Genomic DNA, 22137 nt, shown 5'->3' on the forward strand with positions numbered 1-22137 from the left:
ACCACGCCCTCGGCGGGAAAACGACTGTCTCGAATTTGAGTCACTTGTGTCAACGACATCACTCGATGAAGCAATTCACGTCATGGAAAGTGAAACAACTCCACGACGGAATACTCGAATGGACGTCGCCCACCGGGAATATCTACACCGATAAACCGCCAATTCCAACGGTGCATTTCCGACCCGTCGACGACGATCCACCCGCACCCTTCTGACGCAAGCCGACAGTCCGTCGAACCATCCCGAATCTGCCGAACCATCCCGCATTGCGGGCTGTTTCGCTGAGCATGGGATGGTTCGACGAAGGATCAGTCGACGGGGCGCGTCAACCGACGTAGGGGTCAGACGCCTACCGGGCGGGCGGTGGTGACACCGAACCCGGCGATGTACTCCTTGATCGGCTTGTAGAAGCTGTACTCCACGGCGTAGGGGCCGGAGGCGGCGAGGGCTTCGTAGCCGGCGATCCAGGTGCGCACTTCGTGGGAGCTGTTGCCGGCGATCTCGGTCATCCACTCCGGGGTCCACCCGTCCAGCGGCGAGAGGTCGCCGGACGCGAGGATCGACATGAGTTCCTGGTCCCACTCGGGGGCGAGGTCCATGATCTCCGACTCCCCCGCGGCGAACGCGATCGCGGCGTCGATGACGCGCTGCTGGCGGGCGTCACGTGCTTCGTCGGTCAAGTGACGTCCGCCGCCGAGGAGCGCCTCACGCTGCTCGGGCGTGGCCGTCGCGATGCGCGGCACCGGCGGGTCGTGCGACAGGCCACCGGAGGAGATGAACAGGGCCCGCTCGTCGCGGTTCGCGAAGAACTCGCCCACGGCCTTGCCGAGCGCGCGGATGCGCGAGATCGGCACGAACGGCGGGGCGACGGAGTTGATGAAGATCGGGATGACGGGCTTGGCCGCGATGTCGCCGTAGATCAGCTCCATCGGCTGCACGGCGCCGTGGTCGACCTCCATGCGGAGGGACACCGCAGTGTCGACGCCGGCGGACAGGACGTACTCCGCCAGGTCTTTCGCGATCGCAGTCGGGACGTTCAGGGGCCCGGCTTGCGACCCGTAGTCGCCGATCGAGATCGCCTCGTATCCGATGCAGTACGGCGGCATCAGTTCGTAGAAGAAACCGTTGTAGTGGTCGGGACCGAAGCTGATCACGAGGTCCGGGTCGAAGTCCTTCACGAACGCGCGCACGGCGTCGAAGGACGCGTTGACGGCGGCCTTCACGTCGGGCGCGGGGTCGACGTACTCCAGCAGGGGGCTGTGCGACATGGTCGCGAGGGCGACGGGCATCTTTGCTCCTAAATGTCAGGGATCGGGTGAGTGTCAGAGTCGACGGGACAGGTACTGCGTGATGACGGCGTTGAACTCTTCCGCACGTTCCACCTGGGACCAGTGGCCGCACTGGCTGAAGATGTGCACATCGGCGTTCGGGACGACGTTCAGCAGCTCCCAGGTGCGGGAGACGGGGATGACGACATCCTGCGTGCCGTGGATCAGCAGCACCGGCACATCGAGCTTCGCGAGCACGTCGAAGTCCAGCGGCAGCTCGATGCGATCGCGGTCGCGCGCGGCCACGACATCCGCGAGCCGGTCGGAGGCGGTATCGTTCAGAGCCGACTGGTACCGCAGCGACACCAGCTCGTCGGTGACGAGGGATTTGTCGACGACGAACATCTCGAGCGTCTTGCGGATGCCTTCCTCGGTGAGCACGGGGTTGGAGTGGCCCTTCAGCGCACCCGTGAGCTTCGCGCCGCCGGTGCCCATCGACACGATCCCCAGCAGCCGCTCGGGGAAGTCGATCGCGAACTGGAACGCGAGCCACCCGCCGAGGGAATTGCCGACGATCCAGGTCTTCTCGATTCCCAGCGCATCCAGGACCCGCACCGCGTGCTGCACCCATTCGCGGATGCCGTACGCCGTGCCCTCGGCGACGACGCTCTGCCCGTACCCGATCGAGTCGATCGCGATGCAACGGCCGAGGTCTGCCAGCTCCGGCAGGTTCAGCCACCAGTTCGCGGCGGCCGTGACCCCGGTGCCCGAGCCGTGGAGGAACAGGATCGGCGTCCCCTCCCCCAGCTCGTGGTAGTGCGTCAGCTCACCGGGAGCCGTGACCAGCCACTTGTCGTCGAGCCCGAAGAAGGCGTCGGTCGTGTAGTCGGGGATAGCGACCGTGTCGGTCGCGGTCTCTGCCGTGGTCATACCAACGTCTCCTCAACGAGCACCGACTCGGCCGCATCGGACGAGTCCTGCATCGCCGTGATGGCGGAGAGGTCAAGGGCGACATCCGTGATCATGTCTTCCTGACCGCCGATGAGGCGACGCTCGCCGACGCGGACGAGGATCTCGCGCGCGTCGAGCCCGTGGGTCGCTGCGGCACGCTCGGCGTGACGCAGGAACGACGAGTACACACCCGCGTAGCCGAGGGTGAGCGTCTCGCGGTCGACCTGCACGGGACGGTCGTGCAGCGGACGGACCAGGTCATCGGCGGCGTCCTGCAGGGCGAACAGGTCCGCCCCGACATCCCAGCCCTGCAGTTTGGCGACGGCGACGAACGGCTCGATCGGGGTGTTTCCCGCGCCGGCACCGTGGCCGGCCAGCGACGCATCCACCCGGTAGACACCCTCTTCGACCGCGACGACCGAGTTCGCCACCGATAGCGACAGGTTCTGGTGGGCGTGGATGCCGATCTGGGTGCCCTCATCCAGCACATCGCGGTAGGCGCGGACGCGGTCGCGCACGCCGTCCATCGTGAGGCGCCCGCCCGAGTCGGTGACGTAGACGCAGTTCGCGCCGTACGACTCCATGAGCTTGGCCTGCTTGGCCAGCGACGCCGAGTCGGACAGGTGGCTCATCATGAGGAACCCGGAGACATCCATGCCCCACTCGCGGGCGGCGGTGATGTGCTGGGCCGAGACATCCGCCTCGGTGCAGTGCGTCGCCACTCGCACCGAGCGGACCCCCATGTCGAACGCGCGCTTGAGCTCGTGCAGCGTCCCGATCCCGGGGAGGATCAGCGTGGTCAGCACCGCGTTCTCCACGGCTCCTGCGGCAGCCTCGATCCACTCCCAGTCGGTGTGGGAGCCGGGGCCGTACGTGAGCGACGAGCCCGCGAGGCCGTCGCCGTGCGCGACCTCGATCGCGTCGACTCCGGCCTTGTCGAGGGCCCCGGCGATCTCGGCGACCTTCTCGGGGGTGATGCGGTGACGGATGGCGTGCATCCCGTCGCGCAGGGTCACGTCCTGCAGGTAGATCTTCTTGCTGTTCGACGCGGTCATGCGACCTTCTCCTTCTGGCGCGCCACGGCGAGCGTCTCCGCCGCCGTCAGCGCCGCCGACGTCATGATGTCCAGGTTCCCCGCGTAGGCCGGCAGGTACATCGCCGCACCCTCGACCTCGAGGAACACCGAGACCCGGGTGTACGAACCGCCGCGGCGGTCTTCGGGGAGCAGCCCGTCGAGCTCGGTGCCCTCGTCCTGGAACTGCACCTTCTGCTTCAGTCGGTAGCCGGGCACGTAGCCCTTCACCCGCTCGGCCATCTCGAGCACGGATGCCTCCACCGCCGCGCGTCCGTCGGCATCGAGCCGGTCGACGACGACCTGCACGGTGTCGCGCATGATCATCGGCGGGTCGGCCGGGTTCATGATGATGATCGCCTTGCCGCGCGCCGCGCCCCCGACGACCTCAAGTCCCTTGGAGGTCGTCTCGGTGAACTCGTCGATGTTCGCGCGCGTGCCGGGGCCGGCGGACTTGGACGAGATGGATGCCACGATCTCGGCGTAGTGCACGGGGGTCACCCGCGACACGGCCGCGACCATCGGGATCGTCGCCTGGCCACCGCAGGTGACCATGTTCACGTCCGTTGCGTCAAGGTTGGCATCCAGGTTGACGACCGGCACCACGTACGGGCCGATGGCCGCCGGGGTCAGGTCGATGAGGAGCTTCCCGTACGGCTCGAGCTTGTTCGCGTTGTAGCGGTGCGCGCCGGCGCTGGTCGCGTCGAACACGACCTCGATCTCGTCGAACCCGTCCATTGCGATGAGGCCGTCGACGCCCTCGTGGGTGGTCGGGTACCCGAGCCGCCCGGCGCGTGCGAGACCATCCGAGGACGGGTCGATGCCGACCATCGCGGCCATCTCGAGCACGTCGCTCAGGCGGATGATCTTGAACATCAGATCGGTCCCGATGTTTCCCGGGCCGATGATGGCTGCCTTGATTCCCATGTCGTTGTCCCTCGTCATTTCTTCGTCACTTCTTCGATGCCGTGGCGGACACGCTGCCGAGTCCGGTGATGTGTGCGGTGACCGACGAGCCGGGCCCGAACGGCACCATCGGACCGAGCGCGCCCGACAGGACGATCTCGCCCGCCCGGAGCGGCCGGCCCAGGCGATGCGCGGTGACCGCGACCCAGACCAGCGCGTTGCGCGGATCCCCCAGGCACGCCTCGCCCGACCCGCGCGAGATGACCTCGCCGTCGCACTCGAGCGTCATCGTCACCTGTCGCGGGTCGAGCTCGTCGAGCGTGCGGCGCTCCTCCCCGAGCACGAACAGTCCACTGGAGGCGTTGTCCGCGACGGTGTCCACGATCGTGATGTCCCAGTCACGCACGCGGCTGTCGACGATCTCGAGTGCCGGTGCCATCGATCCGACGGCATCCAGCACGTCGTCGGGGTCGGGCGAGAAGACATCGCGGGCCATGATGAAGGCGATCTCCGCCTCGATGCGCGGCTGCATCAGACGCGCGGAGGGCACCTCTGCCAGCCCGGTCACATCCATGTCGGCCATGAGGACACCGAAGTCCGGCTGGTCGACCCCCAGCTGCTGCTGGACGGCCGGCGAGGTCAGCCCGACCTTGCGGCCGACGCGGCGGTTGTCGAAGCTCTCGACCAGTCCGATGCAGCGCTCCTGCACGAGGTAGGCAGCGTCGACGTCGTCACCGAGCAGGTCGCGCACCGGCGGAGTCGGAACCCCCGCGACGGCGGCGATCCGCAGTCGCTGGGCGGCGCGATCCACACGCGTCGGAAGTGTCGGCGGGCTCATACCTTCTCCTTGATCTCGGCGCGCGCGGGGATCTGCTCGCCCGCGATGGCCGCGGCGTCCGCGTGCAGGTGCACGGCGGCGGCGAGCTCCTCCAGCCGCGTTCCCGCCTGCTGGGCGAGCGCGGTCGCCGCGATGAACCGGTCGGGACGCAGGAACAGCACCGGGGTGTCACGGTCGTCGAACCACGCCTTGAGCCGTCCGGTCACATCCCCGACGACGACGGCGTCGGCATCTTGGGGCTGGTCGATCTCCATCTGCACGACCGGCCGCACCGAGACGAGCACCGCGCCGAGCCGGCGCAGCGTCTCGCGCTGCTCGTCGGAGAAGAGACGCTCGGGGTTGCCGCCCCACTGCAGCACCGCCCAGCGGTAGCCGATGACATCGTCGAGCAGCTTGGTCGCACCGAGGGCGTCGACGACGTTCGGCTGGATGAGCTGGGTGCCCACCGGCGAGGTCTTGTTGGGCGATGAGCGTCGCACGTGCAGGTCGGTGGGCTCACCCGTCACGATCGCACCGGTCGTGTAGCGGGGCATCGGCTTGTACTTCATCTGCGCGAAGTAGTCGCGGGCCGCCGGGAACGAGTTGAGGGCGGATGCCGCGGCATCCCGGAGCGCTGCGACCACGCGGTTGGTGGGCTTGACGACGCGTCCGAAGGCCGTCGACAGGTCGATCATCGCCTTCGCGTGGGCGTGGCGCTCGGCGTGATAGGTGTCGAGCAGTCGGTCGTCGCACTGGCCGGTGACGACCGCCGCGAGCTTCCACGCGAGGTTGGTTGCGTCGCGCTCGCCGCTGTTCCAGCCCTGACCCTGCCACACCGGCATGAGGTGGGCCGCGTCGCCGGCGATGAAAATGCGCCCCTTGCGGAAGTCGCCCGCGATGCGGCTGTGGTGCGTGTAGACCCGGGCCCGCACGATGTCGACGGTGAGCGGGTCGGGCACGTGGTCGGCCAGGAGCTTCTCGACGAAGCCGTCGTCTTCGACGAGCGAGTCCGGCTCGTCGTCGAAGAGCATGAATTCGAAGCGGCGGATCGCCTGGGGAAGCCCGAGCGACACGTAGGGGCGACGGGGGTCGCCGCCGAGGTAGATGTTCGGGGTCCCGATGGGATCGTCGCGCACGTCGACGACGAGCCAGCGGGTCGAGGGCGACTGCCCCTCGAACGAGACGCCCATGTGCTTGCGGGTGCGGCTGCGGCCCCCGTCGCTGCCGACGAGGTAGCTCGCGGTGCGGCGGAACGACTCCCCCTCGAGCGTGGTGCCCGACACCGTGACCTCGGCGCCGTCATCCGAGATGCTCGACACCTCGTGCCCGAAGAGCACCGTCACGTGGGGGAAGCGCTCGAGCCCTTCGAAGAGCACCCGGTCGATCTCGGGCTGGATGAACGCGTTGCGGCGCGACCAGCCGAACTCGTCGGTCGTGGGGCGGATCTCGGTGATCCGGCGCCCCTTGCCGTTGACCAGGCGCATGATGTGCGACGGGGTGGTGAAGGGGAGCGCCTTCTCGACCAGACCCATCGTCTGGAGCGACCGCAGCGACTCGTCGTCGATGCCGACCCCACGCGGGTAGTCGATGAGCTTGGGGAGTGCTTCGAGCACGGTGACCGACACGCCGCGCATCCCGAGCAGGTTGGCCAGGCTCAGGCCAACGGGCCCGGCACCGATGATCAGGACATCGGAAGTGGGGTCGGTCTTCGTCATCGTCGACTCCTCGTCGTGCAGATCGTCCTGCTGTCTCATTTATCGCACGTCTGCGTGCGTTAGATGGGATAGTAGGTGAGACGCACGGCAAGCGCAACTGTCCGGCATCCGGGAAACGAGAACGGCCCCCGAGAGCGGGAGCCGTTCGATGGATGTCGGTGCGAGATCAGTGCTGGACGGCGACCGCCGCCTCGATCCGACGCGCGCAGGCGAGGACACTCTCGATGGAGTCGCGGGCGACATCCTCCCGATAGGTGATGACGTTCACGCACGCGATGCGCTCTCCCGCACCCCAGTGCACCGGCGCTGCGATCCCCCACGCGCCCGGCTCGACCTCGCCGAAGGTCATCGCGTAGCCCACCGCGCGCGCCGTGCTCACGACATCCGGCTCCGGACCGACCTGGGGCAGCGCCGCACGCAGGGCATGGCCGGCCGCGCCGCGGTCGAGCGGATGCCGACTGCCCGCCGAGAACGCGATGTGGTAGCGCGCCGCCTGGGGGCTCACCACCAGCAGCGCGATCGCCTCGTCCTGCTCGGGCACCAGCAGCGACGCGGTCGCGCCGAGCTCGTTGGCCAGATCCCGCAGCACCGGCTCGGCCGCATGCTTGAAGGCTTCGTACCCTGCGGCGCGCAGTTCGAGCAGGCCGACCGCCCCTCGATAGCGACCGTCCTCGCCGCGGCTGACGAGTGCGGCCTCGACGAGGGTCGCGATCATCCGGTAGGCGATGGTGCGATGCACGTCCAGGCGCTCGGCCAGCTCCTGCACGGTCAAGCCGCCCTCGGATGCTGCGACCTCGCGCAGAGCCGCGAGGCCGCGAGCGAGAGTCTGTGCGCCCGCGGTGGAGCGACCGGCGGTTTCTGGCATGCGGACCACACTAGTGGCGCCGACCACCACCTTTCGGAGTTGACACGGCGGGCGACATCCCTCACTCTGTCATCTAACGCACATCGAAGTTCGTTATTTGAACAATCCCGAACGCAGATCGGGAGAACAATGGAGTTCCATATGGCTGATAGCACCGCACCCACCGTCGAAGCGACGCGCGCACGCCGTCGCGCCATGGTCTCGAGCTACCTGGGGACCACGGTCGAGTTCTACGACTTCCTGCTCTACGGCACCGCCGCAGCGCTGGTCTTCCCCGCGCTGTTCTTCTCGAGCACCGACCCGATGATCGGCACACTCGCCGCATTCGGCACCCTGGCGGTCGGCTACTTCGCCCGCCCGATCGGCGGCGTCATCTTCGGCCACTTCGGCGACCGCCTCGGCCGCAAGAAGATGCTCGTGCTGACCCTCGTGATCATGGGCTCGGTGAGCTTCCTCATCGGTCTGCTCCCGAGCGACCAGCAGATCGGTGTCTGGGCGCCGATCCTGCTCGTGACGCTCCGCCTCATCCAGGGCATCGCGGTCGGCGGCGAGTGGGCCGGCGCCGCGCTCATGTCGATGGAGCACGCCAAGCCCCGCAGCCGCGGATTCGCGGCATCCATCGTCGCCTCCGGCGGCCCCTCGGGCGCGGTCCTGGCCACCCTCGTGCTGGTGCCCTTCTCGCTCCTGCCCGAAGACCAGTTCCTCGCGTGGGGCTGGCGCGTCCCGTTCCTGCTGAGCGCCGTCCTCGTCATCATCGGTCTGGTCCTGCGCCTCAAGGTCACCGAGACTCCGGAGTTCGCCGCAGCTCAAGCCCGCGCCGCGTCGCAGCCCAAGCCCAAGGCGCCGCTGCTGGCGGTCTTCCGCCACAACCCGCTCTCGGTCCTCTCGGGCCTCCTCGGCGGTCTGGCTCCCCTGTTCATGCAGTCGATCCTGGCGACGTTCGTCCTGACGTACGCCGTCAACGTCGGCGGCTACCCCCGCGCCGAGGCACTGTGGCTGGTGACGATCGCCAACGCGATCCACATCTTCACGATCCCCGCCTTCGCGGTGCTCTCAGACCGCGTCGGACGCCGACCCGTCATGATCGTCGGCGCGATCGCCGGCGCCATCCTCATCTGGCCGCTGTTCGCGCTGGTCGGCATGGGCACCTGGTGGTCGCTGCTGGCGGCGTTCATCATCGGAAACCCGATCATCCAGGCCACGATGTACGGCCCGATGGGCGCCTGGATCGGTGAGAAGTTCGCCGCCGATGTCCGCTACACCGGCACCGCCGTCACGTACCAGCTGGCGACGACCTTCGGTGCGGGCCTGGCGCCGCTCATCGCGACGAGCCTGCTGGCCGCGGCCGGCGGCACCGACCCGTCGCTCATCGCCTGGTTCTTCGTCGCCCTGTGCGTGGTCAGCGGTCTGGCCTTCCTCCTCTCGAAGGAGACGCACAACAAGGAGCTCGCGCTCCGAACCGGCGCCCCCGCAGACGCGGACGACGCCGCGGTCAGCGAGTTCGAGTCGCCCGACGAGGCCGAGGTGCTCGGCATCGCCGGTTCCACCCGCTGAGTTCAGCGCCCATCCGAGCCAGCGCCGATGAACGTGTCGGCGCTGGCTTCGGCTTTGTCCGCAGCACCACCATGAGGCACAGGGCATCCGCCGCCCGGGAACGTGCCGAGCTGTGAGACGTCGTACCCGTACGGGTAGCTGCGCACCCAGGGCAGGTCCGCCACACGCGTCGGCTTCCTGCTCGCCGGCAGCAGCCCCGCGAGCTTCCCGCGCAGACGCACCCCCGCGCGGGCGGTCTTCACAACGGCAGCCGAGGGCTTGCGATAGTGGAGCGCCTCCAGCAGCGCGTCATCCATGAGCGCACGGCTGAAGACCTCCATGACCCTCTTGGGCACTCGCGGGCGAAACGCCACCATGAGCGCCAGCGTGGAGTCGGCCACTCGCTTCCCGCCGGGATCGAAGGCGAAGTGCTCGGCCTCGTACGAGTCCATGAGCTCCTCGAAGCCCGCGTATGTCTCGGGGATGTCGGGGATGTTCATGTGCCGCCCCAGCATCCGGTAGTAGTGCACGGATGCCTCGAGCTCGCCCGGGGTGAACGGACGCTTGCCGTAGGCATCCACCCACCGCTTGGGTACCACAACGAAGGTCGAGAGCACGTAACCGAAATCATGATCGGGGATGTCGTACGAGCGGTGCATCTGGTTGACGCGGCGGATCGCAGCGCGGGACTCGGGCGCTTCGAATCCCAGCCGCGTCGGCGTCTCGAGCAGAAGCGCGGTGTCGTCGTAGCGCTTCTGCGTGCGCTTCGCGAACTCCCCCGTGCGATCCAGCAGTGCCCCGATTCCGGGAACGGCGTAGGTGCGGAACAGCGCGAAGCTCAGCGCCTGATTCATGTCCCACGCGAACTCGTGCATGACGATGTTGCGGTAGATCTCGACGAAGTCGACGGCAGGATCGAGCTTCGTGTTCACGCGCTTCCAGTGGTCTCGCCTCACACGCGGCAACATACGGCATTCAAGGCGCGAAGTGAACAAGCGATCACATTCCCGAGCGTCGCCCGGCACGCGATTGAGACCGTCGGCAACCGCTCAGGAGCGACGCCCGCGGCGCGTGACCCGCAGCGCCGCAATCGCCGCAATCGAACCGAGCGCGAGGGCGACGGCGATCACGATCGCCATCGGCTCGGCGTGGTCCTCGCCCGCGATGCCCACGAGAGGCGAGATCAGACCACCGACCAGGAACTGGGTCGAGCCCATGAGTGCGGCACCCGCGCCACGCGCCCTGTCGGCACGGGCCAGACCCAGCGCCGTGGAGTTGGGCATCGTGAACCCCAGACCGCTCGTCAGGAAGAAGGCCGAGACGATGAAGCCGACCGGTGTCAGGATGCCGAGCAGCGTCTGCGCCAACAGCGCCGCCGCAGCACTCCCCGCACCGATGATGCCGACCACCAGCATCGTGCGCGGGCCGAACCTCACCGCCAGTCTCGCGTTGATCAAGTTCGACAGCAGGATCGCGCTCGCGCCGATCCCGAAGCCGACCGAGTACATCACCGGACTCATGCCCAGCACGACCTGGCCTACGAAGGGCGACGCCGAGACGTACGCCATGATCGCACCGAAGGTCGAGGCATACGCCAGCGTGAACAGCACGAACCCACGGTCGCGGACAAGCTCGCCGAATCGCCGGAAGGTCTCGCCAATGCCGCCGGTGTGGCGCAGCTCGGCGGGAAGGGACTCGGGGATGAGGGTCAGCGAGACCACGGCCATCGCCGACGCGATGATCGCGATGAGGCCGAGAACACCCCGCCACCCCACGAGCTCGGTGACGAACCCGCCGACCACGGGTGCCACGAGCGGCGCAACACCGACGACCATCGCGATCATGCTCAATGCCTTGACCGCGGTCTCCCCCTCACTGAGATCGACCGCGATCGCCCGGGCCAGCACGATACCCGCAGCGCCCGCAAAGCCCTGCAGGAACCTCAGCACGACGAACAGCTCGATCGAGGGCACGAAGACCAAGGCGATACTCGACACGGCGAATCCGATGAGCGCGACCACAAGGACAGGTCGTCGACCGACCCGGTCACTCAGCGGGCCGAACAGGAGCTGCCCGGCGGCGATGCCGATGAGGAACGTGGTCAGAGTCAGCTGGACGGCCGAGGCATCCGTCTGCAGGGCATCGCCGATCTCAGTGAACGACGCGAGGTACATGTCGGTCGAGAACGGACCGACGGCCGCGAGGAAGCCGAGCGCGACAACGAGCCCGGCGGTGAGGCGCTGCGGGCGGGTCACTCCGCGCGCGAGATGGAGACCATCTCGTCCCGGGGCACGACTTTCACGCGTGCTCGCCCTTCCGGCTCACCGAGCGACATCTCGTGCTGGTCCAGGCGATGCCAGCCCTCAAGATCGGTCCAGCGCACACCGCGCTCGGCCAGCAACGCGGGAATCGCCGCCTCCGACGGGTCGACCGGCTGCCACCAGGACCCCTGGTCGTTGATGATGTGGCGCACCGTCTCCATCGCGTCCGACTTGGTGTGGCCGATCAGGCCCACCGGACCGCGCTTGATCCACCCTGTCGCATAGACGCCCGGGACGCGCTCGTTCGAGTCGGCCCGCAACACCTGGCCCTCGTGGTTCGGGATCACTCCGTGACGCTCGTCGAACGGTACATCCGCCAGCGGCGAGCCGAAGTATCCGACGGCGCGGTAGATCGACTGGATGGGGACCTCGCGCATCTCTCCGGTACGGACGACCCCGCCCTCGCCGTCGGGACGGGTGCGCTCGTAGACGAGAGCAGACACCTTGCCCTCATCATCCGTCTTCACTTCGACGGGAGCCGCCCAGAAGTGCAGGTGCAGGCGGCGGGATGCCTCGCCTCCGGCGTTGTTGGCGGAAGGACGCGTGCGCCACTGCTGCAGGATGCGGTCGATCACCTTGACCTGCTTGTTGTTCGCGATGGCATCCAGCGACGCGGCGTCGTAGTCGAAGTCCTCGTCGTAGACGACCATGTCGACATCGTTCAGCTCACCGAGCTCGCGCAGCTCCAGCGGCGTGAACTTCACCTGAGCGGGGCCTCGGCGCCCGAAGACGTGCACGTCGGTGACCGGCGACGCCTTGAGGCCCTCGTAGACGTTGGCGGGAATCTCGGTGGGAAGCAGGTCATCGGCGTGCTTGGCGAGCATGCGCGAGATGTCGAGCGCCACGTTGCCGTTGCCGATCACCGCGACCGACTCGGCCTCCAGCGGCCAGGTGCGGGGCACGTCGGGGTGCCCGTCGAACCAGCTGACGAAGTCCGCCGCGCCGTATGAGCCGTCCGCGTCAATGCCCGGAATCGCGAGGTCGGCATCCTTGATCGCGCCGGTCGCGAAGACCACCGCGTGGTAGTGCTTCTTCAGGTCGGCGAGGGTGATGTCGCGACCGAACTCGACGTTGCCGAAAATCCGAATGTCGCCGCGATCAAGCACGTCACGCAACGCCGTGATGACGCCCTTGATGCGCGGGTGATCGGGGGCGACGCCGTAGCGGACGAGGCCGTAGGGCGCGGGGAGCTGCTCGAACAGATCGATCGAGACGTTGAAGGCGCGCTCGGCCTTCAACAGGATGTCGGCGGCGTAGATGCCGGCGGGTCCGGCACCGACGATGGCCAGCCTGAGCGTCGTCATGGGATTCCTTTCGGGCGAGCGGGCGGGGAGGAGCGGGCGGAAGCCCACGCCTGCGTCAGCTCGAGCGGTCGGCGACGGCCTGAGCGAAGCGCGTGAGGGCTTCGCGCACCGGGCCATCGGGCAGCGGGTCGAGGGCGGCGACAGCGTCACGCGACCACGAGTTGGCAAGATCAACCGTCGCCTGCGTGGCTTCGTTCTCGCGAAGCTCCGCCAGCGGGCCGTCCAGCAGCGCGGGATCGGCGCCCTCGGCGATGGCGTCGACACCCGCATCGATGCGCGCGCACAGGTCGACGGCATCCGCATCGGTGCGCTGCGCCAGCAGCAGGTACGGCATGGTGGGGACCCCCGCGCGAAGGTCCGTTCCCGGGACCTTGCCGGTCTCGGCGGGGTCCGCGGAGAGGTCGATCACGTCGTCGAGGAGCTGGAAGGCGATACCGGCACGCTCACCGAACTCGCGGACGGCCACCTCGTACTCGTGGGGTCCGTCGCTGAAGATCACACCGGCCTGCGCGGCTGCCGCGATCAGCGAGCCGGTCTTGTCGGCGAGCACCTGGATGTAGAACGCGACGCGGTCATCACCCTCCTGCGGACCGACGGTCTCGCGCATCTGGCCGAGGACCAGGCGTTCGAATGTCGCCGCCTGCAGGCGAATGGCCCCTTCACCCAAACGCGCCATGATCTGGCTGGCGCGCGCGAACAGGAGATCCCCCGTGAGGATGGCGACGCTGTTGCCCCACACCGAGTGAGCGCTGGGCACTCCGCGGCGTTTGTCCGCGTCGTCCATGACGTCGTCGTGATAGAGCGAGCCGAGATGGGTGAGCTCCAGGGCGGTGGCGGCGGCGACCACATCATCGGTCACGCCACTACCGAGGTGCGCGGTCAGCAGCGCGAGCATGGGACGCACCCGCTTGCCACCCGCGTCGAAGAGGTAGCGACTGGCGGCGTCGGCGACGGCATCCGTCATATGGAGTTCGGCGTCGAGCGAGGCTTCGACACCCTCGAGCCCCTTCTCGACGGCTGCGAGAAGGCGTCGCGCCCGCGGACCCGCGAAGATGCGGTCGGAGAGGCTCAGGTGACTCGTGAGAGATGAGCCGGACGCGGAGGCATTCACCGTCCCAGCCTACCGGGGCGAGGCAGCGGCGGTCTCGGGACCGGGCTGCGCCCCCGACTCGTCGGCGAAGGGCTTGCGGGCCCGGTGCAGTGCGACGACGCCCATCGTGAGGTTGCGCCACGCGACGTCCGTCCATCCCGCAGCGCGCATCCGCGCGGCCAGGGCAGGTTGGTCGGACCAGTCCTTGATCGACTCATTGAGATAGTCGTACGCCGCAGCATCGGAGCTCGCGAGTTTCGCCAGTGGCGGCAGGATCCAATCGTTGTAGACCCCGTAGAGCCCGCCGAACAGCGCGGAGGTCGGGTGCGAGAACTCGCAGATCACGATCCGCCCGCCGGGCTTGGTCACCCGCAGCATCTCGCGCAAGCCCTTGTCGGCATCCTGCACGTTGCGCAGGCCGAAGGAGATCGTCACCGCGTCGAACTCCTCATCGGCGAAGGGGAGCGCAGTGGCATCGGCCTCGACGAAGGAGAGGTTGGGGACGTCGCCGTGGCGGCGCGTGCCCTCGGCGATCATGCCGGGAGAGAAGTCCGCCGCCACGATGGTCGCCCCGGTCTGCGCGAAGGCGACGCTGGAGGTCCCGGTGCCGGCCGCGAGATCGAGCACCTTCTGCCCGGGGATCGGGGCCAGTGCCCGCGTGGTCGCGGTGCGCCAGCGTCGGTCGTTGCCGAGGCTCAGGATCGTGTTGGTGCGGTCATAGGCGGGCGCGACCCGGTCGAACATGCCACTGACGCGGGCGGGGTCCTTGCCGAGGTCGGCGCGGTCATCGGTCGCAGTCACCCGAGAATTCTAGGCGGTGCGGCTTGTGAGGTTCTCGGAAGCCTAGGCTGGTCGGGTGATCGAACCGTCTCGGCTGCCACCCCTGGTGGTGGAGACCAGACCCATTGATCCGGTCGCCGACCCCGTCTCGTACGCCGATCCGCTCCATCCGCTGGCCTGGCTGCGCCGCGACGAGGCGATCGTGGGTGTCGGTCCCGCCGTCATCGAGCTGTCGCTGGATGCCGCCACTGCTGCCACGCAGTGGCGAGAGGTCGTCGGCCGATCTCAGATCGACGACACCGTCGGGATGCCGGGAAGCGGACTGATCGCGTTCGGCATCCTGCCCTTCGACCCGCGATCGAGCGCCGGTGGCCACCTCGTCATCCCGCGCACGATCGTCGGCACGCGCCAGGGCCGCAGCTGGATCACGCGCGTCCGTCGCGCGGACGAACCCACCTGGGTGGACGGTGCTGGTCTTCCGCCGGCGATCCCCTATGGGCCACACTGGTCCGCAACCGTGGGCCCGGGCGCGCTCGACCCGGAGGGATACCAGCACGCGGTCCGCGCGGGTGTGAGCGCGATCGCGTCCGGCCGGGTGCAGAAGGTCGTGCTGGCCCGTGACCTGGTCGGCACGGTCCCGGCGGCGGCCGACCTTCGTCGACTGGTGCGGGCGCTGGCATCCAACTACCCGGACACCTGGACTTTCGCCGTGGACGGCCTGATCGGCGCGAGCCCCGAGACCCTGGTGACCGTCCAGACGGGCACGGTCACCGCCCGCGTGCTCGCCGGAACCATCGCCCGCGGCGCTGATGCGGAATCCGACGCGTCGGCATCCGCCGCGCTCGCCATCAGTGGCAAGGACCGCGACGAGCACCGCTTCGCCGTCGCCAGCGTCACCGAGGCGCTCGAGCACTTCACCAGCGACCTCGACGCGCCGAGCGCACCCCATCTGCTCGAGCTTCCCAACCTCTGGCACCTGGCGACCGATGTCGTCGGCCATCTCTCCAACGGCGCTTCTTCACTTGATCTGGTGCGGGCACTGCACCCGACCGCCGCGGTGGCCGGCACCCCGACGGATGCCGCCATCGATCTCATCCGCGAGCTGGAACCCTTCGACCGTGGTCGCTATGCCGGGCCCGTCGGCTGGGTCGACGCGCACGGGGACGGCGAGTGGGCGATCGCACTGCGCTGCGCCCAGCTCGGCGGCACCAGCAGCGGCCGGGTCCCCCACGCCACGGGCACGATCCCCGTTGTCGCCCACGCCGGCGCGGGCATCGTCGCCGAGTCCGACCCCGAGTCCGAGCTGCTGGAGACCCGGGTCAAGTTCCGCCCCATCGTCGACGCGCTCGCGTAGCGCTACAAGCCGAGGATCCAGGTGGCGACGACGAAGTAGATGATGAGGCTCGTCGCGTCGCAGAACGTCGAGATGAACGGCGTGCTGAACACCGCCGGGTCGGCCTTCACGGCCTGGGCCAGGATCGGCATGAGCCCGCCGACGGTGGCCGCGAGCGTGCAGATCGACAGCAGGGTGAGCCCGATCACGGCGCCCAGTGGCGGTCCGAACACGAGGCTTGCCAGCGCGAACCCGAGGATTCCGAGCAGTCCTCCCAGGATCGCTCCGACCCGCACCTCTCGCCACATCACCGTCAGCGCGTCCCGCTTGCTCACCTCGCCCATCGCGAGCGCGCGGGTGACCGTGGTCGCCGCCTGGGATCCGGTGTTGCCCGCGGTACCGGTCAGCAACGGGATGAACAGGGCCAGGGTCACGACCTGCTCCAGCGTCGCCTCGAAGATATCGAGCACCTGCACCGTCAGGAGCGCCGAGACCGCGAGCACCAGCAGCCAGACCACGCGCGACTTGACGATCCCGAAGACCGGAGTCGTCAGGTAGGGGCGCCCGAGGGGCTCGGATGCCCCCTGGCGCGCGGCATCGCGGTCCTCCGCCTCCTCGAGGATGCGGGTGGCGTCATCGATGGTGAGGATCCCGAGGATGCGGTTCTGACTGTCCACGACAGGCGCTGCGAGGTGTCCGGACTCGACGAGGTCGCGCGCGGACGCCTCGGCCGGTTCGCTCGCGACCGCGCTGCGCGCGTCGGTCATGACCTCTTCCACGAGGCTGTCCGAGCGGCCCATGACCAGTTCGCGCAGTCCCACGACCCCCAGCACTTCGCGGCGCTCCGAGGTGACCGGCAGCGTGTACACCGTCTCGGCGTCCATCCCGCGATGTCGCACGTGGGAGAGTGCATCGCCGAGCGTCCATCCCGGGGCGAGCAGCACGTACTCGGTGCTCATGAAGCGTCCCGTGCTGTTCTTGTCGTAGCCGAGCATGGGTGCGGTCAGCTCGCGCTCGGCCGGCGAGAGACCGCGCATGAGGTACTTGGCGACCTTGGCCGGCAACTCGTCGATCAACTGTGCGCGGTCGTCGGGGTCGAGCTCTTCGAAGACGCGCTGCACGTCCTCTTCCCGCAGACCGCCGACCAGCTCTGCACGCATGCCCTGGTCGAGCAGCTCGAACACCTCCAGGGCCTTGTCCCGCTGCAGCAGCCGGTACAGCACGGCGCGGTCGCCGGCATCCTCACGCTCGAGCAGCTGCACGATCTCGGCCGCATCCTCGGCGTCCAGCAGCGCGCGGAGGGTGTCGAGGCGGCGCTCCTTCAGCAGCGGAGTGATCGTCGTGCGGAAGTCCTCGAAGTCATCCATGGGCGGCATCCTGGCAGACGCTCGGGTCCGCGCGGTGAACGCGGGGCCGGATCAGCGGCGGATCAGCGTTCGAGGGGGACTTCGATCAGCTGCGGACCTCCGACGGGTGAGGTGAGCGCCTGGTCGAGCGCCGCACGTGTCGTGATGCGCTGGTAGTCCCAGCCGTATGCGACTGCCAGCTGCTCGATCCGCACCTGGTGCGGGGTGTAGAGCACGCGGTCGCGCTCGGCGACGGTGGCCAGCTGCGCCACTTCGAGCCCATCGAAGATCGTGCCGCCGCCGTCGTTGCCGACGACGATCTGGATGCGGGGAGCGGTCTCACCCACGGGTTGCAGCAGCGCACCCACGTCGTGCAACAGCGCGAGGTCGCCGAGGAGCACGCGCGTCACCCCCGGAGACCCGTCGCTCTGGCTGGCCACAGCCACCCCGAGTGCGGTCGCGATCGTGCCGTCGATGCCCGCCAAGCCTCGGTTGGCGTGCACCGCCACCTTCTTGCCGCCCAGCACATCGTCGGCGACGCGGACAAGCCTCGACGAACCGAAGACGAGCCGATCGTGCGGCCACGTCGCCCGCCACACGGCGTCCACGAGTCCTGTGCGATCCACGCTCGCACGAAGCACGGCCATCTCGGACGAGATCGCGCCGAGCCGACGTGCCGGATCGGACGAGGCCAGCGCCTCGCCATCGGGCGCGGGCGGCGACAGGTCCACCGCCGCCGCGCGCGAGGCCCGCATCCACATGCCGAGCCAGGCCCGATCGGCCGCGAGGGCGTCGTCCGACGCCTCACCCGCGGCTTCGACCGCCATGGCCGACACGGCGAGGGTCGCACCGTTGAGGTTCACCGTCTCACCCCCGCCGCGCAGGGCGACGATCTCGACGTCGTCGCGGGAGAGCAGCGCCGAGACCTCACGGGTGAGGGTGGGGTGGCCGACGACCAGGACGCGCTCGATCGGCTCGGCGAGCTCTGGGTCGCGCAGCAGACTCCGATACCCGTGGACGAGATAGCGCCCGAAGCGCGCACCACTGACGATCTCGGCGATCAGCGGCCAGCCGCCCTCCCAGGCGAGAGCCTCGGCGCGCGCACCGGCGTCCGCCCCGGCGATGACGAGCGTGCGGATGCCGCGCGGGAGAGCGTGCGGCGGCGTCGTCATCGCGACCGACTGGTCCGCGTCCCCGATTCCGCCGCCGCCCTGATAGAGCGCCCCGGACTGGTCGGGATCTTCCTCGACGGGCTCGTCGGGCGCATCCGCGGGCGACGCCCCCCACGACGGCAGGGCACCGGCGAGCGGCTCTCGGAACGGCAGGTTCAGGTGCACCGGTCCCGCCGGGTGGAGGTCATCACCGAGAGCCGCGCGAACCGCGTCGCGCGCGAGCTGGCGCACACTCTCGCAGCCCTCGGGCGGCGTCGCGGCATCGGCTTCGTAGCGGACGTTCGGTGTGAACATCCCCGGCTGACGGGTGGTCTGGTTCGCGCCGACGCCGCGCAGTTCGGGCGGTCGGTCGGCCGTGAGGAGCACGAGCGGAACCCCGGCGTGATGTGCTTCGAGCACCGCCGGGGCGAGGTTGGCGACAGCGGTTCCCGAGGTGCACACAACGGCCGCCGGCATCCGCGACTCGCGCCCGATTCCGAGGGCGGTGAATCCCGCGACACGCTCGTCGATACGCACGTGCAGGTCGATGAGACCGCGACGCTCGGCATCCGCGGCCACCAGCGCGAGGGCTTGCGAGCGCGAACCGGGACTGAGCACCACATGGCGGATGCCCTGGGCGATCATTTCGTCGAAGAGCGCCGCTGCGGCATCCATCGCCGGTGCGAGCGCGGCAGAGGCGCCGTCGGTCATGGGGTCCCGCGCGACCCGCGGGTGTCGTCGTCCTCGTCGGCGCCCGAGGCGGCCGCGGCATCGGCGTCGGCCGGCGGGTCGAACTGCTCCTCGGCATCCAGTAGCGCCAACTCCTCTTCGAGGCGCCGGATGCGCTCGTCCTGATCGGCGATCGACTCGAACTTGCCGAGAAAGGCGGGGTCGTCGTCGGGGGCGGGCGGAACCTGCTCAGCGATGCGGCGGCCGCGACCGATCAGCAGCCACAGCAGTCCGCCGACGACGGGAAGCACAACAACGATCAGGACCCACAGCGGCTTTCGCACGCCCCGATGGCGTGTGGGCGGGAGCACAGCGCAATCGACGATGGTGTAGACCCAGAAAACGGTCGCCACCACCGCCAGGATCAGCAGAACGCGCGCCACGTTTCCATCCTAGGTCGCTTCCTGTGAGGGCGCCGGGTGTGCGCTGCACGTGCAACTCGGCATAGCGACGTGCAACTCGGCGGCGAAATAGGATGGGGCGTATGAACGCGCGCTCGATCTGGATCTACACGGCGCTGCGGATCCTGTTCTTCGCCGTCCCCTTCGGCATCCTCATGCTGCTGCCGATCGGCCGGGAATTCTGGTGGCTCTCCGCGATCTTCGCGGCACTGATCGGCCTGAGCCTGTCGGTGCTGCTGCTGGGAGGACGCCTCAACGACGTCACGACGGGGATGGCGGAGCGGCGCGTCAGCCGCACTCGCCGACCCCGCGGCGCGAGCGACGAGGACGTCGAGGACGACCTCGCGGAGGCATCCGGCGCGGAAGAGCTGAGCGCGGATGTGTCAGCCCAGGAACGCCCAGAACAAGATCGCGCCGTAGGCCAGTGATGACAGGGACGTCAGCGCGAGGGCGATGACAAGTTCCCTGGGCTGCCGGTAGGTCCACACGATGAGGATCGCCGGCAAGATCGCGAGGAGCACAAGGGCTTCGATCCACGCAATGGGGTAGAACAGCGCGAGGAACGCCGCGATCGCGAACGGCACGAGCACGAAGATCGTGAACAGCACCTGGGTCGCCCGGCGCCCGATCAGCACGGTGAGCGTGCGCTTTCCGACCAGGCGGTCCTGATCGATGTCGCGCAGGTTGTTGGCCAGCAGCACCGCGCACGCGAGCAGCCCCGCGGCGACCGCGCCGAACCAGGCCTCCTGCGGCAGCGCGAAAGCCTGCACCCACGTCGTCCCGAGCGTGGCGACCAGCCCGAAGAATACGAAGACGAAGACTTCGCCGAGCCCTGCGTACCCATAGGGACGCTTGCCTCCGGTGTAGAACCACGCGGCGACGATGCAGGCGGCGCCGACCGCCAGCATCCACCACTGCTCGGTGCGGATGACGATCGCAAGACCCGCGAGGGCCGCAACTGCGAAGAACCCGAGCGCGACGACCAGCACCGTGCGCGGCCGGACCCGCCGCGAGGCGGTGAGGCGGGCGGGACCGACCCGGTGGTCGTCGGTGCCGCGGATGCCGTCGCTATAGTCGTTGGCGAAGTTCACGCCGATCTGCAGGGCGACCGCGACAAGGAGGCAGAACAGGGCGATGACCCAGTGCAGCGGGCGTTCGACGACGTACGCGGCGCCGGTGCCGATGAGCACCGGGCTCACGGCAAGCGGCAGCGTGCGCAGTCGCGCCGCGCCGATCCAGTCCGCCGGCCCGACGGGTTTCGGGGCGACCACCGGGGAGTGGTGGTTCCTGTGCCCCTGCGCCGGAGTGCCGGGGCGCCCACCCTTCCGCTTGGTCGAACGTCCGCCGTTCCGCTGGCGCTTCTTGCGCGATGGTGCTGCCACGAGGAGCAATTTTATGCCGCGGAGCCTATGACCCGGCGTCGCGGGCGAGGAGGGCGGCGAGCGCGCGACGGTCGGGCTTGCCCGAGGGGAGCAGCGGGATCGTGTCGAGGGCACGGATGCCGCGGGGGCGGGCGGGCGGGCCGAGCTCTGCAGCCACCGCCGCGCGGGCCGCCGCACGGGCATCCGCGAACCGCGCCGAGACAGCGCGCACATCGACGTCCGGGCCCGCACCGAGATCGGCTTCTGCCACCACGATCATGGATGCCTGCCCCCACCGCTCATCCAGAACGGGGACGACCACGGCCTGTTCGAGACCCGGCACGGTGCGCACGGCACGCTCGACGCGATCGAGCGAGATGTTGACGCCTCCCGAGACGATGACGTTGTCGCGTCGTCCCGTGATGCGCAGCGTGCCATCGAACGACCCGGCGTCCCCGGTGCGGTACCAGCGGCGCCCGTCACCGTCGGTCACGAACGTCTCGGCCGCGCGGACGTCGCCGTCGAGATAGCCGGATGCCAGCATCGGTCCGGCCAGATGCACTTCGCCGTCCACGACACGCACCGACACACCATCCAGGGGCACGCCGTCGTAGACGCATCCGCCACTGGTCTCGCTCGAGCCGTACGTACGGACGATCCGCGCTCCCGCTGCCTGGGCCCGCTCGGCCACGGCAGGCGGGAGCGCCTGCCCTCCGACGAGGATGGCCTCGAACGAGCGGAGCGCCTGCGCGACCCCGCCGTCGTGGTCGGCGGCATCCAGCAGACGCACCACCTGCGCCGGAACGAGCGACGTGTAGCGCGGTGCAGGGATCCGGGCGGCCGCATCGGCGAACTCGGACGGAGCGAACGACGGCGGGACGACGGTCGGCGTCGTACCCGCCAGGATGCTGCGCACGAGCACCTGCAGTCCCGCGACGTAACTCGGCTCCAACGCGAGCACCCACGAGCCCTCGCCGATGCGCGCCGCGGTCGCTTCGGCACTCGCCCGGAGCGCGGCGGCGGAGAGCACGACGGACTTCGGATAGCCCGTGGAACCCGAGGTCGTGACCACCGCGGCGGTGCCGGCAGGCAACACCGCTGTCCGTTCCGGCTCGCCCCCGAGCCACAGCGGCGGCCCGGTGCCCGCGCACGCCGTGCCGAGGCCCGGCAGCACCTCGGTCATCCGCGCAAGCC

The 22137-nt window shown here is 69.1% G+C and carries 20 protein-coding genes and 1 pseudogene; 4 read left to right on the forward strand and 17 right to left on the reverse strand.

Features of this window, described 5'->3' with window-relative positions; all coding sequences use genetic code 11:
- Positions 1–215: pseudogene (locus ABD206_RS08510) on the forward strand (HNH endonuclease); the annotation flags it as partial.
- A gap of 126 nt (positions 216–341) precedes the next feature.
- Here ABD206_RS08510 and ABD206_RS08515 read toward each other — a convergent pair.
- The 7 genes from ABD206_RS08515 to ABD206_RS08545 all read right to left on the reverse strand — a co-directional run bounded on the left by ABD206_RS08515 (position 342) and on the right by ABD206_RS08545 (position 7594).
- A complete protein-coding gene (locus ABD206_RS08515) occupies positions 342–1289 on the reverse strand; it encodes a 3-carboxyethylcatechol 2,3-dioxygenase (RefSeq protein WP_344071482.1) in 948 nt (315 codons plus the stop codon).
- 33 nt (positions 1290–1322) lie between these two features.
- Positions 1323–2198 carry an alpha/beta fold hydrolase gene (locus tag ABD206_RS08520; protein WP_344071485.1) on the reverse strand — a complete coding sequence of 292 codons (876 nt, stop codon included), beginning with the start codon at positions 2196–2198 and terminating at the stop codon, positions 1323–1325.
- Positions 2195–3274, reverse strand: a complete 1080-nt coding sequence (gene dmpG / locus ABD206_RS08525) for a 4-hydroxy-2-oxovalerate aldolase (RefSeq protein WP_344071488.1) — start codon at positions 3272–3274, stop codon at positions 2195–2197. Before dmpG ends, ABD206_RS08520 begins: the two co-directional genes overlap by 4 nt.
- Positions 3271–4236 (reverse strand): acetaldehyde dehydrogenase (acetylating), encoded by a 966-nt coding sequence (locus ABD206_RS08530; RefSeq protein WP_344071490.1) that lies wholly within the window; start codon positions 4234–4236, stop codon positions 3271–3273. The genes dmpG and ABD206_RS08530 overlap by 4 nt, the downstream gene beginning before the upstream one ends.
- A 7-nt stretch (positions 4237–4243) precedes the next feature.
- The gene (locus tag ABD206_RS08535; RefSeq protein ID WP_344071492.1) at positions 4244–5035 is read right to left on the reverse strand and encodes a 2-keto-4-pentenoate hydratase; all 792 of its coding nucleotides are present in this window, start codon (positions 5033–5035) and stop codon (positions 4244–4246) included.
- Positions 5032–6768, reverse strand: a complete 1737-nt coding sequence (locus tag ABD206_RS08540) for a bifunctional 3-(3-hydroxy-phenyl)propionate/3-hydroxycinnamic acid hydroxylase (RefSeq protein ID WP_344071494.1) — start codon at positions 6766–6768, stop codon at positions 5032–5034. The genes ABD206_RS08535 and ABD206_RS08540 overlap by 4 nt, the downstream gene beginning before the upstream one ends.
- A gap of 127 nt (positions 6769–6895) precedes the next feature.
- The gene (locus ABD206_RS08545; protein ID WP_344071497.1) at positions 6896–7594 is read right to left on the reverse strand and encodes an IclR family transcriptional regulator; all 699 of its coding nucleotides are present in this window, start codon (positions 7592–7594) and stop codon (positions 6896–6898) included.
- Between the two features lie 141 nt (positions 7595–7735).
- On the opposite strand from ABD206_RS08545, the gene ABD206_RS08550 reads away from it, so the two are divergent.
- Positions 7736–9148, forward strand: coding sequence for an MFS transporter (locus ABD206_RS08550; RefSeq protein WP_344071499.1), 1413 nt, complete (start codon positions 7736–7738; stop codon positions 9146–9148).
- 2 nt (positions 9149–9150) lie between these two features.
- Here the strand turns inward: ABD206_RS08550 and ABD206_RS08555 are convergent, their stop codons facing one another.
- The 5 genes from ABD206_RS08555 to ABD206_RS08575 all read right to left on the reverse strand — a co-directional run bounded on the left by ABD206_RS08555 (position 9151) and on the right by ABD206_RS08575 (position 14643).
- On the reverse strand, positions 9151–10083 hold the full coding sequence (locus tag ABD206_RS08555; RefSeq protein ID WP_344071501.1) for an oxygenase MpaB family protein: 933 nt from the start codon (positions 10081–10083) through the stop codon (positions 9151–9153).
- A 93-nt stretch (positions 10084–10176) separates the two neighbouring features.
- Positions 10177–11382 (reverse strand): multidrug effflux MFS transporter, encoded by a 1206-nt coding sequence (locus tag ABD206_RS08560; RefSeq protein ID WP_344071503.1) that lies wholly within the window; start codon positions 11380–11382, stop codon positions 10177–10179.
- Positions 11379–12752: an FAD-dependent oxidoreductase gene (locus ABD206_RS08565; protein ID WP_344071505.1), complete on the reverse strand. Its 1374-nt coding sequence runs from the start codon at positions 12750–12752 to the stop codon at positions 11379–11381. The genes ABD206_RS08560 and ABD206_RS08565 overlap by 4 nt, the downstream gene beginning before the upstream one ends.
- Before the next feature lie 55 nt (positions 12753–12807).
- Positions 12808–13863 (reverse strand): polyprenyl synthetase family protein, encoded by a 1056-nt coding sequence (locus ABD206_RS08570; RefSeq protein ID WP_344071507.1) that lies wholly within the window; start codon positions 13861–13863, stop codon positions 12808–12810.
- Positions 13864–13872: 9 nt separating this feature from the next.
- Positions 13873–14643, reverse strand: a complete 771-nt coding sequence (locus ABD206_RS08575) for a demethylmenaquinone methyltransferase (RefSeq protein WP_344071510.1) — start codon at positions 14641–14643, stop codon at positions 13873–13875.
- Between the two features lie 58 nt (positions 14644–14701).
- Here ABD206_RS08575 and ABD206_RS08580 point away from each other — a divergent pair, with 58 nt between their 5' ends.
- Positions 14702–15976: an isochorismate synthase gene (locus ABD206_RS08580; RefSeq protein ID WP_344073506.1), complete on the forward strand. Its 1275-nt coding sequence runs from the start codon at positions 14702–14704 to the stop codon at positions 15974–15976.
- Positions 15977–15978: 2 nt separating this feature from the next.
- On the opposite strand, the gene mgtE is transcribed toward ABD206_RS08580, so the two are convergent.
- From mgtE to ABD206_RS08595, 3 genes are all read right to left on the reverse strand, one after another.
- The gene (mgtE, locus tag ABD206_RS08585; RefSeq protein ID WP_344071512.1) at positions 15979–17322 is read right to left on the reverse strand and encodes a magnesium transporter; all 1344 of its coding nucleotides are present in this window, start codon (positions 17320–17322) and stop codon (positions 15979–15981) included.
- A 62-nt stretch (positions 17323–17384) separates the two neighbouring features.
- Positions 17385–19163: a 2-succinyl-5-enolpyruvyl-6-hydroxy-3-cyclohexene-1-carboxylic-acid synthase gene (gene menD / locus ABD206_RS08590; RefSeq protein ID WP_344071514.1), complete on the reverse strand. Its 1779-nt coding sequence runs from the start codon at positions 19161–19163 to the stop codon at positions 17385–17387.
- On the reverse strand, positions 19160–19564 hold the full coding sequence (locus ABD206_RS08595; RefSeq protein WP_344071516.1) for a PLDc N-terminal domain-containing protein: 405 nt from the start codon (positions 19562–19564) through the stop codon (positions 19160–19162). The genes menD and ABD206_RS08595 overlap by 4 nt, the downstream gene beginning before the upstream one ends.
- Before the next feature lie 101 nt (positions 19565–19665).
- Here ABD206_RS08595 and ABD206_RS08600 point away from each other — a divergent pair, with 101 nt between their 5' ends.
- Positions 19666–20010, forward strand: coding sequence for a DUF4229 domain-containing protein (locus ABD206_RS08600; protein ID WP_344071518.1), 345 nt, complete (start codon positions 19666–19668; stop codon positions 20008–20010).
- Here ABD206_RS08600 and ABD206_RS08605 read toward each other — a convergent pair.
- Both ABD206_RS08605 and ABD206_RS08610 read right to left on the reverse strand, forming a co-directional pair.
- Positions 19966–20964, reverse strand: coding sequence for a 1,4-dihydroxy-2-naphthoate polyprenyltransferase (locus ABD206_RS08605; protein WP_425561185.1), 999 nt, complete (start codon positions 20962–20964; stop codon positions 19966–19968). The genes ABD206_RS08600 and ABD206_RS08605 overlap by 45 nt on opposite strands.
- A 25-nt stretch (positions 20965–20989) precedes the next feature.
- Positions 20990–22126, reverse strand: coding sequence for an AMP-binding protein (locus ABD206_RS08610; RefSeq protein WP_344071521.1), 1137 nt, complete (start codon positions 22124–22126; stop codon positions 20990–20992).
- Between the last annotated feature and the right edge of the window lie 11 nt (positions 22127–22137).

Source organism: Microbacterium sediminicola (assembly GCF_039531125.1).
Classification (GTDB): domain Bacteria; phylum Actinomycetota; class Actinomycetes; order Actinomycetales; family Microbacteriaceae; genus Microbacterium; species Microbacterium sediminicola.